Below are 10363 nucleotides of genomic sequence, written 5' to 3' on the forward strand. Positions count from 1 at the left end.
CCGCTCACGCGAGGCCCACCCTCCCCCGCACAGGAGGAGGGAAGAGACGGCAGCCCTCAGGCGCCCGGTGCCACCGTCGCGTAGTTCGAGGCGTCGTTCTTCGGGCGGTCGCCCGCGAGGTTCTCGCCGGTGGACAGGTAGTGGATCGTCTCGGCGATGTTGGTGGTGTGGTCGCCGATGCGCTCGACGTTCTTGGCGCAGAACAGCAGATGCGTGCAGAACGAGATGTTGCGCGGGTCTTCCATCATGTAGGTCAGCAGCTCGCGGAACAGCGAGTTGTACAGCGCGTCGATCTCGCCGTCCCGCTCCCACACGTTGTGGGCCGCGTTGACGTCGCGGCTGGCATAGGCGTCGAGCACGTCCTTGAGCTGCTCCTGGACGAGGTCGCTCATGTGCTGCACGCCGAGCACGATCTTCTGGGCCTGGGCCTGGTCGCTGATCGCGACGACGCGCTTGGCGATGTTCTTGGCGAGGTCGCCGATGCGCTCGAGGTCGCCCGAGACGCGGATCGCCGAGATCGTCTCGCGCAGGTCGATCGCCATCGGCTGGCGCCGGGCGATGAGCAGCACCGCGCGCTCCTCGATCTCGCGCTGCAGCGTGTCGAGGCGCTTGTCGGCGACGATCACCGCCTGAGCGAGTTGGGTGTCGCGGCGGACGAGCGCGTCGGTCGCCTCGGTCATCATCTTCTCGGCGACGCCGCCCATCTCGGAGATCGAGCGGCGCAGGTCTTCGAGGTCGGTGTCGTAGGACGTGACGATGTGGCCGGGCATGGGCGTGGGTCCTCGAACGATCCGGGTGCGGCTCAGCCGAAGCGGCCGGTGATGTAGTCCTGGGTCTGGCGCACCGTCGGGTTCATGAAGATGCGGTTGGTCGGGCCGACCTCGATGACCTCGCCGAGATACATGAAGGCGGTGAACTGCGAGATGCGGGCCGCCTGCTGCATGTTGTGCGTCACGATGACGATCGTGAACTCGCTGCGCAGCTGCTCGATCAGCTCCTCGATGCGGCCGGTCGAGATCGGGTCGAGGGCCGAGGTCGGCTCGTCGAACAGGATCACCTCCGGGCTCTGGGCCACCGTGCGGGCGATGCACAGGCGCTGCTGCTGGCCGCCGGAGAGGCCCATGCCGGACTGCTTGAGCTTGTCCTTCACCTCGTCCCACAGCGCGGACTTGCGCAGGGCCGATTCGACGCGGCCGTCGAGCTCGGACTTCGGCAGCTTCTCGTAGAGCCGCAGGCCGAAGGCGACGTTGTCGTAGATCGACATCGGGAACGGCGTCGGCTTCTGGAACACCATGCCGATGCGCGAGCGCAGCTCGTTCAGGTCCACGCCGGAATCGAGGATGTTCTGGCCGTCGAGCAGCACCTGCCCCTCGGCGCGCTGCTCCGGGTACAGGCTGTAGATCCGGTTGAAGGTGCGCAGCAGGGTCGACTTCCCGCAGCCGGAGGGGCCGATCAGGGCCGTGACCTGCCGGTCGTGGAAGTCGAGGTTGATGTTCTTCAGGCTGTGGAACTGGCCGTAGTAGAAGTTCAGGGCCTGGGCGCTGATGCGGATCGGCGCGTGCTCGTCGGCCGGGTTGCGGCCGTCGAACCGGGTGGCGTTGATCGCGGGAGCGGCGTTCATCGTCGTGTTCCTCGTGGATGCCGGCGGCGGATCAGCGGGCGCGCTGCGGCTTGATGACGAAGCGGGCGACGACCGAGAGCAGCAGGATCGTCATGGTGATCAGGAGCGCGCCGGCCCAGGCGAGCTGCTGCCAGTTCGGGTAGGGCGAGAGGGCGAACTGGTAGATCATCACCGGCAGGTTCGCGACGCCGCCCATCAGGTCCGGGCTGAACCACGAGTTGTTGTTGAGCGCCGTGAACAGGAGCGGCGCGGTCTCGCCGGCGATGCGGGCCAGCGCGAGGATGATGCCGGTGACGATGCCGGCCGAGGCCGCCCGCCAGGTCACGCTGCGGATCACCGTCGACATCGGGGCGCCGAGCGCCACGCCGGCCTCGCGCAGCGTGCCGGGGACGAGGCGCAGCATGTCCTCGGTGGTGCGCACGATCACAGGGGTCGCGATGATCGCCAGCGCGACGCCGCCGGCCCAGCCGGAATAGGTCCCCATCGGCCGCACCATCAGGGTGTAGACGAACAGGCCGATCAGGATCGAGGGAGCCGAGAGCAGGATGTCGTTGAGGAAGCGGATCACCTCGGCGAGCTTCGAGCCGCGGCCGTACTCGGCGAGGTAGGTGCCGGCCATCAGCCCGATCGGCGTGGCGATGAGGATGCCGATGCCGGTGAGCACGAGGCTGCCGAGGATGGCGTTGGCGATGCCGCCGCCTTCCGAGCCGGGGCCGGGGGTCGGCTGGGTGAACAGCAGCGGCGAGAACCCACGCGCCCCCTCGACGATGAGCATCAGCAGGATCGAGCCGAGGACGAAGGCGCCGAGCACGGTGGCCGCCAGGCAGGCGATCCGCAGCGTGCGGTCGGCGACCCGGCGGCTGCCGCGGATGCGGGCCGGCTTCAGGGCCGGCGCCGGACGGATCGTGTTGGGAGCGTCCATGGCGGGTCCCTCAGGCGACCTTGACGCGGCGCGTCAGGAAGCGGGCGATGATCAGGACGACGAAGGTGATCGCGAACAGGATGCAGCCGAGCGCCATCAGGGAGTTCAGCTGCAGGCCGTCGGCCTCGTTGAACTCGTTGGCGATGCGCGAGGCGATGGTCGAGCCGGGATCGAACACCGAGGCCGAGAGGCGGTTGGCGTTGCCGACCACGAAGGTCACCGCCATGGTCTCGCCGAGGGCGCGCCCGAGGCCGAGCATGATCGCGCCGATGATCGAGACCGAGGCCTGCGGCAGCAGCACGTGGCGGACCACCTCCCAGGTGGTGCAGCCGATGCCGTAGGCGCTCTCGCGCAGGATCGTCGGGATCTGGTCGAGCATGTCGCGGGCGATTGAGGCCACGAACGGCACGATCATGATCGCCAGGATGATGCCGGCGGTGAGCACGCCGACGCCCGAGGGCACGCGGGCGTAGAACAGCGTGCCGACGATCGGCATGCCCTCGACCAGGTTCGACACCGGCATCTGCACGAATCGGGCGAAGAGCGGCGCGAAGATGAACAGGCCCCACATGCCGTAGATGATGCTGGGCACGGCGGCGAGCAGCTCGATCGTCATGCCGACGGGCTTGCGCGCCCAGCCGGGGCAGAGCTGCGTCAGGTAGATTGCGATGCCGAGCGAGATCGGCACGCCGATCACCAGGGCGAGCACCGCGGAGGCGAGCGTTCCGGTGACGGCGACCAGGGCGCCGTACTGCTCGGTGCCGATGTTCCAGGCGCTCGAGGTGAGGAAGCCGAAGCCGAACTCGCGGAAGGCGGGCCAGCCGCCGTAGAGGATCGAGCCGAGGATGCCGGCGAGCACCAGCAGCACCAGCAGGGCCGAACCGTAGGCGGCGGCGCGGAACAGGGCGTCGAGGCCCTTGCTCGGCCCCTTGCGCAGGCGCGCGCCCGAGGCGGCGCGCGTCACGGCGATCTGTTCAGTCAAGGCGGTCATCCGCGGTTCTTTTCACCGGCTGGCGTGGTAGCGCGCCGAACGGCCGGGCGCGAGGGCGGGGCCGGACGCGCGGGCGAGATCCGGCGAGGACGCTGCGCCCGCTCGGGGAACGGGCAGCCCTCGCGCTTCGCGCGGGCCGTCCGCTCGTCGCGATCGGCCGCGGGGCCGCGTGCGGCCCCGCGGGTTCGGCCTCACATGCCGAGGACGGGCTTTCCGTCCTTGCCCTTCACCTGCTTCCACTCCTCGTGGATCAGGCCGACGACGGCGTCCGGCAGCGGCACGTAGTCGAGGTCGGAGGCGAGCTTGTCGCCGTTCTTGTAGGCCCAGTCGAAGAACTTCAGCACGTCGGCGGATTTGGCCGGATCGGCGGCCTCCTTGTGGACGAGGATGAAGGTCGCCGCCGTGATCGGCCAGGCGTCGTCGCCGGCCTGGTCGGTGAGCGTGATGCCGAAGCCGGGCGCGCTCTTCCAGTCGGCGCTGGCGGCGGCCGCCTGGAACGCCTTGTCATCCGGCTGCGGGAACTTGCCGGCCTTGTTGCGGATCAGCGCATAGCTGAGCTTGTTCTGCTTGGCGTAGGCCGACTCGACGTAGCCGATGGCGTTCGGGACCTGCTTGACGGTGGCGGTAACGCCCTCGTTGCCCTTTCCGCCCTGGCCGGCGGGCCAGCTCACGGTGGTGGCGGCGCCGAACTCCTTCTTCCAGCCCTCGGAGACCTGGCTGAGATAGGTGGTGAAGATGTTCGTCGTGCCCGAGGCGTCCGAGCGGTAGACCGGGGTGATGTTCGCGTCGGGGAGCTTCAGCCCCTCGTTGAGCGCAGCGATCTTCGGGTCCGACCACTTGGTGATCTTGTTGGCGTAGATGTCGGCGATCACGTCGCCGGTGAGCTTGAGCTTGCCCGGCTCGACGCCGGGGATGTTCACGACGGCGACGACGCCGCCCATCACGGTCGGGAACTGGACGAGGCCGTCCTTCTCCAGGGCGGGGCCCTTCAGCGGCGCGTCGGTGGCGCCGAAATCGACCGTCTTGGCCTGGATCTGCTTGATGCCGCCGCCAGAGCCGATCGACTGGTAGTTCAAGCCGGTGCCGCTGTCCTTGCGGTAGGCTTCCGCCCACTTGGAATAGACCGGGAACGGGAAGGTCGCACCGGCGCCGGTGATGTCGGCGGCGAGCGCCGGGAAGGCGAGCTGCGCCGTCGCGAGGCCGAGGGCGAGCGCGTAGGTGAAGGGTTTCACATCGATCTCCGTCATCCGTCGAGCGTGCCGGGCAGCGCGATCCGCGCGTTCGCATTGGCGCGGGCCACCCGGCGACCCGGCGGCCGCGGCCGCATCGCTCGACACCGCCGCCGTTAGGGCACGCAGATGACAGCCGCATGACACGGCGCAACCAGGGCTTGAGGCGAGCGCGAACGCGGCCGGCGAATGCTGTGGCGATGGCACGCTTTACGGTGTTGGCGCGTTCTCATTGCGATCCGGGCCCTGTCGCGAGCATCCCGCCGCAACTCGCCGGATCGGAAGGTCGATCCCGTGTCCCACGATTCGCCTGCGGCGCCGACGCGTGCGCCGCTCCCCGACGACCACGCCTACCAGGCGCTCCACGCCGAGCGCGAGGCTCTGGAGCGCGACCTGGCGCTGGCGAAGGCACGGCAGAACTTCAGCACGGAGCCGGGCGAGGCCGAGCGGGCCCGCGCCGACGAGGCGTCGATGCTGATGAGCCTCGACCGGGTGCTGACGCGCATCCGCGCGGCCGAATACCAGCGTCGCCCGGGCGCCCGCCGCTGGTAGCCTGTCTCGGCTGGGTCCCGCGTCTCGCGGCGATCGGGCGAACCTCGCCGCTTCGCCCCACGATCGACGGGTCGTCCCCCGCGGCGAGCCGCGTGCGGGCCGCCTCCCAGCCTCAGGCGCTGCGGCGGCGGTCGCGCTCCTTCTGGCGCATGCGCAGCAGGAGGTCGACCTGGGAATCGGGGATCGGCTGCTTGTCGACGCTGCCCTCGTAGACGGTGCGCAGGGTCTGGCCGAGATGATGGGTGTCGACGCTGGCGCCGTTGCGATGCGACGCGAGGACTTCGAGCTTGGCTGCGGCCTGATGCATGGTCCCCCCCGGAACATGGAAGCGCCGGCGTCCGCGAATCGGTTTCGCCACCGGATCCCAACAGTGTCGGTCCGGATGGTTAAGGAGGGATTAACCTTAACCGACCGTTCTGCGCACTCATCGATATCCGATCCTAGACCGCCGCGCCTTCGAGCAGGCGGGCGGCGGCGGCGCGGGCCTCGTCGGTGACGGTGGCGCCGGCGAGCATGCGGGCGATCTCCTCGCGGCGGGCCGCGACGGGGAGCGAGGCGACGCGGGTGGCGACGCGGCCAGCCCCCTTCACCGCGTCCTTAGCGATCAGGAAATGCGTGCCGGCGCGCGCCGCGACCTGGGGGGCGTGCGTCACCGCCACCACCTGCACGTCCTGCGACAGCCGCGCCAGCCGCGCGCCGATCGCGTCGGCGACCGCGCCGCCGACGCCGGTGTCGATCTCGTCGAAGATCAGCGTCGGCGCCGAGCCCTTGTCGGCGAGCACCACCTTGAGGGCAAGCATGAAGCGGGACAGCTCGCCGCCGGACGCCACCTTCATCATCGGGCCGGCCTTGGTGCCGGGATTGGTCTGCGCCCAGAACGCGACCCGGTCGATGCCGGCGGCGTCGCGCGATTCGGGATCGGTGACGATCTCGGTGATGAACCGGGCGCGCTCGAGCTTCAGCGGGGGCAGCTCGGCCTGCACGGCGGCGTCGAGCGCCTTGGCCGCGCGCCGACGCCCCGCGCTGAGCTTCTCGGAGGCCTTGGCGTAGGCCGATTCGGCCGTTTGCAGCGTCGCCTCCAGGCCGGCGAGCGCCTCCTCGCCGGCATCGATCGCGGCGACGTCCGCCTCGTAGCGCTCGCGCAGGGCGGCGAGGTCGTCGGCGGCGACGTCGTACTTGCGCGAGGCCGCGCGCAGGGCGAACAGCCGCTCCTCGACCCGCTCCAGCTCGCGCGGGTCGAACTCGGCCTCGGCCACCGCCGCGTCGAGGACGGCGCGGGCCTCGTCGAGGGCGACGAGGGCGGCGTCGAGCGCCGCGACGCAGGGCTCGACAAGCGCCGGCAGCTGCGCCGCCCGGCGCTCGAGCTTGCGGATCGCCGAAGAGAGCTGCGGCACGCTCGAATGCGAGCCGCCGACGGCGGCGAGCGCGTCGTTCAGCTCGCGCGCGACCTTCTCGCTCTGCTGCATCACGGTGCGGCGCTCGGCCAGGGTCGCCTCCTCGCCGGGCTTCGGATCGAGGGCCGCCAGCTCCTCGACCGCGTGGCGCAGGAAGTCGGCTTCCCGGCGCGCGGTCTCGACGCGGGCGCGATGCTCGGCCAGCGTCGTGCGGGCGACCCGGACGGTCTTGGCCGCCTTCGCGACCGCGTCGAGCGGGCCGCTCAGGCCGCCGAAGGCGTCGAGGATGGCGCGGTGCGTGGTGACGTCGGCGAGCGCGCGGTCGTCGTGCTGGCCATGGATCTCGACCAGGGCCGCGCCGATCGCGCGCAGAACCTGCACGCCGACGGGCTGGTCGTTGACGAAGGCGCGGGTGCGCCCGTCGGCCATCTGCGTGCGCCGCAGGATCAGATCGCCCTCGGTGTCGATCTCCGATTCCGCGGCGATCCGCCGGGCGGGATGGTCGAGGCCGACGTCGAACACCGCGGTGATGCCGCCCTGCGCCTCGCCGTGGCGCACGAGGGAGCCGTCGCCGCGCCCGCCCAGCGCCAGGCTGAACGCGTCGAGCAGGATCGACTTGCCCGCGCCGGTCTCGCCGGTGAGCACGCTGAGCCCGCCGGAGAAGTTCAGGTCGAGCCGGTCGATCAGGACGATGTCGCGGATCGCGAGCTGCACCAGCATGCCGCGCCTTCGAGCCTCCGGGGCGCCGGCCGTCGTCCGGCCGGGCAACCCAAACTTAAGGGAAATACGAAGCCGTCATGTAGGCCGATGCCGGGCCGACCGCACCCCCGAAATGCGAAACGGGCGGAGCCGAAGCCCCGCCCGCGAGTCGCGTCCGGTCGTGATGCGCGGGCGGCCTACTGGGCGGCGGCCGTGCGGCCCATCACCGAGGAGTAGATCTTGCTGAGGAACGAGCTCTTCTCCTCGCGCGGCTCGAGGCCGCCGTTCTGCAGGAGGGCGTGCGCGTCCTTGTACCAGGGACTGTCGGGGAAGTTGTGCCCGAGCACGGCGGCCGAGTTCTGTGCCTCGGCGGTGATGCCGAGCGCCATGTAGGCCTCGGTCAGCCGCTCCAGCGCCTCCTCGGCGTGACGCGTCGTCTGATACTTGCTCACCACGTCGCGGAAGCGGTTGATCGCGGCAGGGAAGTTGCGGCGCTCGAGGTAGTAGCGCCCGACCTCCATCTCCTTGCCGGCGAGCTGGTCGCGGGTGATCTGGATCTTGGCCTTCGCGTCGGTCGAGTATTCCGAGGTCGGATACTTCTGGACGAGCTCCTGCAGGGCGACGAGCGCCTTCTCGGACCGGTCCTGGTCGCGGGTGACGTCGGGGATCTGCTTGTACTGCGACATCGCCATCAGGTACTGGGCGTAGGCCGCGTCCTTGCTCGCCGGGTGCCGCTGCAGGTAGCGCTTCGAGGCGGTGATCGCGTCGTCGTACTTCTGGCCCTCGTAGTTCGCGTAGGCCGTCATCAGCAGCGCGCGGCGCGACCAGTCGGAATAGGCGTACTGCTTGTCGAGCGAATCGAACTTCTTGACGGCGCCCTCGTAGTCGCTGTCTTCCATCTTCGCCAAGCCTTCGCTGTAGAGCTTGTCGGCCGGCGTGTCCTGCACGACCTCGGGCTTGTACTTGTCGGCGAACAGGTTGGTCGGGTCGAGCGCGTCGCAGCCGCCGAGACCGAGGCCGAAGGCGGTGATGAGCACGGCCGCCGCCGCTCCGCGGGTCCGAAGGGTGACAGGCATTGGCGGTTCTTCCCCCGAACGGGCGCGTCCTGCGTCGCAGCGCGCCGTTGAGCCATCATGACGTCGTGTCGGCGCCGGCACTCTACCGGGTCGGAGGTGCCACCGCATCCCGGACTGCCGCGCTCTTCACGGACGATTCACCGTGGCGCCAGATTCGGGCATGAAAGCGGCGGTTCCACGCCCCCGCAGATCGGCGGGCGGCTGTGTCTTGCAGGCCACATCGCCCGCGGGCGGCAGGCGGTTTGCCGGAGAGATCTCAGAGGTCGCCGGCGAAGGCGGCGATGCCGAGGCCGGCGCCGAACTCGGCGAGCGCGGTCTCGCGGCGGGTGCCCTGGGCCTCGACGATCGCGTAGTTCGCACGGTCGGCGAACAGGGCTTCGAGGATGCCGACGTTCATGCGGTGCCCGCCGCAATAGGAGCGGTAGGCGCCCTGGAGCGGCAGCCCGGCGAGCGCGAGGTCGCCGACCGCGTCGAGGAACTTGTGCCGGACGAACTCGTCGGCGAAGCGCAGGCCTTCCGGGTTGACCACGTCGGTCTCGCCGACGGCGACGGTGTTCTCGAGGGACGCGCCGAGGGCGAAGCCCGCCTTCCAGTAGCGCTCCACGTCCTTCATCATGCCGAAGGTGCGGGCGGGGGCGATCTCGCGGCGGTAGGCGGCGGCGGTGAGGTCCATCGCCTTGCGCGAGCGGCCGATCACCGGGCTTTCGAAATCGATCTCGACGTCGAGGCGGAAGCCCCGGTCGATCGGGCGCAGCTCGGCGAAGGCGGTGCCCGCCTCGATGCGGACGTGGCGCAGCACCTTGATCCAGCGGCGGGCGGTGCCGGTCTGCGCGATGCCGACCGCGTCGATCGCCTTGACGAAGGGGAGCGCACTTCCGTCGAGGATCGGCATTTCCGGTCCGTCGATCTCGACCAGCGCGTTGTCGACGCCCAGGCCGTAGAAGGCGGACATCAGGTGCTCGATCGTGGCGACCGCACCGGATTCGACGTCGCCGATCACGGTGCAGAGCTCGGTCGCGGAAACGCAGGCGTGGTGGGCCTTGATCAGACGGTCGTTGCCGGAGGCCATTCCGGTGCGGAGGAAAGCGATGCCGTGGTTCGCAGAAGCCGGGCGCAGCGTGATCGCAACCGGGTTTCCGGAATGGACGCCGATGCCGCTCAGCACGGTCGCGCCCTTGAGGGTTGTTTGTTGGTTCGTCCGCATTCCTTAGCCCTCGGCCGCGATCCGGCCACGCCACCCCGCATTTCGCGTGGTGACGACGCCTTCCGATCCGTCCGCTGCTTGAAGCCCCTGCGTGCGGCGTCGGTCCGAAAACCGCGCCGCTATTCGTTGGTCCGAGATTTTTATAGCTGCGGCGCACAGCACGGCCAAATCACGCTTTCTTACGCTGTGTTACAGACACGCTTGCGCCGCGATCTCGGGAATATCGTTCCAGTGCAACATGTTAACGAATGGTTAACAAGCCCTCTACAACCGCGGCGCGCTGTGTCTTCGAGGCACCATGACCGGGTCCGAGGCCGCGCGACGGGACCGGAAACGGCGCCCGGAACGACGAAAGAACCCGCCGGCCCTCGCGGAGCGGCGGATCCATGCGGCGGTGCGACAGGCGCCCGGGCGGCATCCCGGCCGGGCGGCGAATCGCGCGGATAAGTCCCGCGGGCCTTCGCCCGCGGGGTCTCGGTGATTGTCGGATCAGTTGGCCTGCCGGCGGAGGAAGGCCGGGATCTCGAGCTGGTCGTCGTCCATCATCCGCGGCTGGGGCGCCATGCGGCCCTGCGCGTCGAGGTTGCCCTGCGCCGGGCGGTAGGTCGGGGCGACCGGAGCCTGGACCCGCGGGGCCGGCGGCATCGGGGCCTGGACCTGCGGCTGGGCGCGGGG

Annotated in this window: 10 protein-coding genes and 1 pseudogene; 1 reads left to right on the top strand and 10 read right to left on the bottom strand. The window is 70.0% G+C overall.

Annotated features, from left to right (window positions below):
* Positions 1 to 56 precede the first annotated feature (56 nt).
* The 5 genes from phoU to pstS form a co-directional block, all read right to left on the bottom strand.
* Positions 57 to 770: a phosphate signaling complex protein PhoU gene (gene phoU, locus FV230_RS18035; RefSeq protein ID WP_147728561.1), complete on the bottom strand. Its 714-nt coding sequence runs from the start codon at positions 768 to 770 to the stop codon at positions 57 to 59.
* Between the two features lie 32 nt (positions 771 to 802).
* The gene (pstB, locus tag FV230_RS18040; RefSeq protein ID WP_147728562.1) at positions 803 to 1621 is read right to left on the bottom strand and encodes a phosphate ABC transporter ATP-binding protein PstB; all 819 of its coding nucleotides are present in this window, start codon (positions 1619 to 1621) and stop codon (positions 803 to 805) included.
* A 31-nt stretch (positions 1622 to 1652) separates the two neighbouring features.
* Positions 1653 to 2543 (bottom strand): phosphate ABC transporter permease PstA, encoded by an 891-nt coding sequence (pstA, locus tag FV230_RS18045; RefSeq protein ID WP_147843377.1) that lies wholly within the window; start codon positions 2541 to 2543, stop codon positions 1653 to 1655.
* 10 nt (positions 2544 to 2553) lie between these two features.
* Positions 2554 to 3534 carry a phosphate ABC transporter permease subunit PstC gene (gene pstC, locus FV230_RS18050; RefSeq protein ID WP_147728564.1) on the bottom strand — a complete coding sequence of 327 codons (981 nt, stop codon included), beginning with the start codon at positions 3532 to 3534 and terminating at the stop codon, positions 2554 to 2556.
* A gap of 191 nt (positions 3535 to 3725) precedes the next feature.
* Positions 3726 to 4766 carry a phosphate ABC transporter substrate-binding protein PstS gene (gene pstS / locus FV230_RS18055; protein WP_147728115.1) on the bottom strand — a complete coding sequence of 347 codons (1041 nt, stop codon included), beginning with the start codon at positions 4764 to 4766 and terminating at the stop codon, positions 3726 to 3728.
* Between the two features lie 291 nt (positions 4767 to 5057).
* Between pstS and FV230_RS18060 the strand changes: the two genes are divergently transcribed.
* On the top strand, positions 5058 to 5315 hold the full coding sequence (locus FV230_RS18060; RefSeq protein WP_147728114.1) for a hypothetical protein: 258 nt from the start codon (positions 5058 to 5060) through the stop codon (positions 5313 to 5315).
* Positions 5316 to 5427: 112 nt separating this feature from the next.
* Here the strand turns inward: FV230_RS18060 and FV230_RS18065 are convergent, their stop codons facing one another.
* From FV230_RS18065 to FV230_RS18085, 5 genes and pseudogenes are all read right to left on the bottom strand, one after another.
* The gene (locus FV230_RS18065; protein WP_147843378.1) at positions 5428 to 5622 is read right to left on the bottom strand and encodes a hypothetical protein; all 195 of its coding nucleotides are present in this window, start codon (positions 5620 to 5622) and stop codon (positions 5428 to 5430) included.
* A 133-nt stretch (positions 5623 to 5755) separates the two neighbouring features.
* A complete protein-coding gene (gene recN / locus FV230_RS18070) occupies positions 5756 to 7429 on the bottom strand; it encodes a DNA repair protein RecN (protein ID WP_147843379.1) in 1674 nt (557 codons plus the stop codon).
* 176 nt (positions 7430 to 7605) lie between these two features.
* On the bottom strand, positions 7606 to 8484 hold the full coding sequence (locus FV230_RS18075; RefSeq protein WP_147728111.1) for an outer membrane protein assembly factor BamD: 879 nt from the start codon (positions 8482 to 8484) through the stop codon (positions 7606 to 7608).
* Positions 8485 to 8740: 256 nt separating this feature from the next.
* The gene (gene lpxC, locus FV230_RS18080; protein WP_147728110.1) at positions 8741 to 9688 is read right to left on the bottom strand and encodes a UDP-3-O-acyl-N-acetylglucosamine deacetylase; all 948 of its coding nucleotides are present in this window, start codon (positions 9686 to 9688) and stop codon (positions 8741 to 8743) included.
* Positions 9689 to 10177: 489 nt separating this feature from the next.
* A pseudogene (locus FV230_RS18085) lies at positions 10178 to 10363 on the bottom strand (cell division protein FtsZ); the annotation flags it as partial.

This window comes from Methylobacterium sp. WL6, from assembly GCF_008040095.1.
In the GTDB taxonomy this organism is placed as follows: Bacteria; Pseudomonadota; Alphaproteobacteria; order Rhizobiales; family Beijerinckiaceae; genus Methylobacterium.

Bases quoted from the DNA above. Each gene is read 5' to 3' on its own strand.
- recN (WP_147843379.1), bottom strand. From the start codon at position 7,429: ATGCTGGTGCAGCTCGCGATCCGCGACATCGTCCTGATCGACCGGCTC.
- pstC (WP_147728564.1), bottom strand. From the start codon at position 3,534: ATGACCGCCTTGACTGAACAGATCGCCGTGACGCGCGCCGCCTCGGGC.
- FV230_RS18065 (WP_147843378.1), bottom strand. From the start codon at position 5,622: ATGCATCAGGCCGCAGCCAAGCTCGAAGTCCTCGCGTCGCATCGCAAC.
- pstB (WP_147728562.1), bottom strand. From the start codon at position 1,621: ATGAACGCCGCTCCCGCGATCAACGCCACCCGGTTCGACGGCCGCAAC.
- lpxC (WP_147728110.1), bottom strand. From the start codon at position 9,688: ATGCGGACGAACCAACAAACAACCCTCAAGGGCGCGACCGTGCTGAGC.
- FV230_RS18075 (WP_147728111.1), bottom strand. From the start codon at position 8,484: ATGCCTGTCACCCTTCGGACCCGCGGAGCGGCGGCGGCCGTGCTCATC.
- pstA (WP_147843377.1), bottom strand. From the start codon at position 2,543: ATGGACGCTCCCAACACGATCCGTCCGGCGCCGGCCCTGAAGCCGGCC.
- phoU (WP_147728561.1), bottom strand. From the start codon at position 770: ATGCCCGGCCACATCGTCACGTCCTACGACACCGACCTCGAAGACCTG.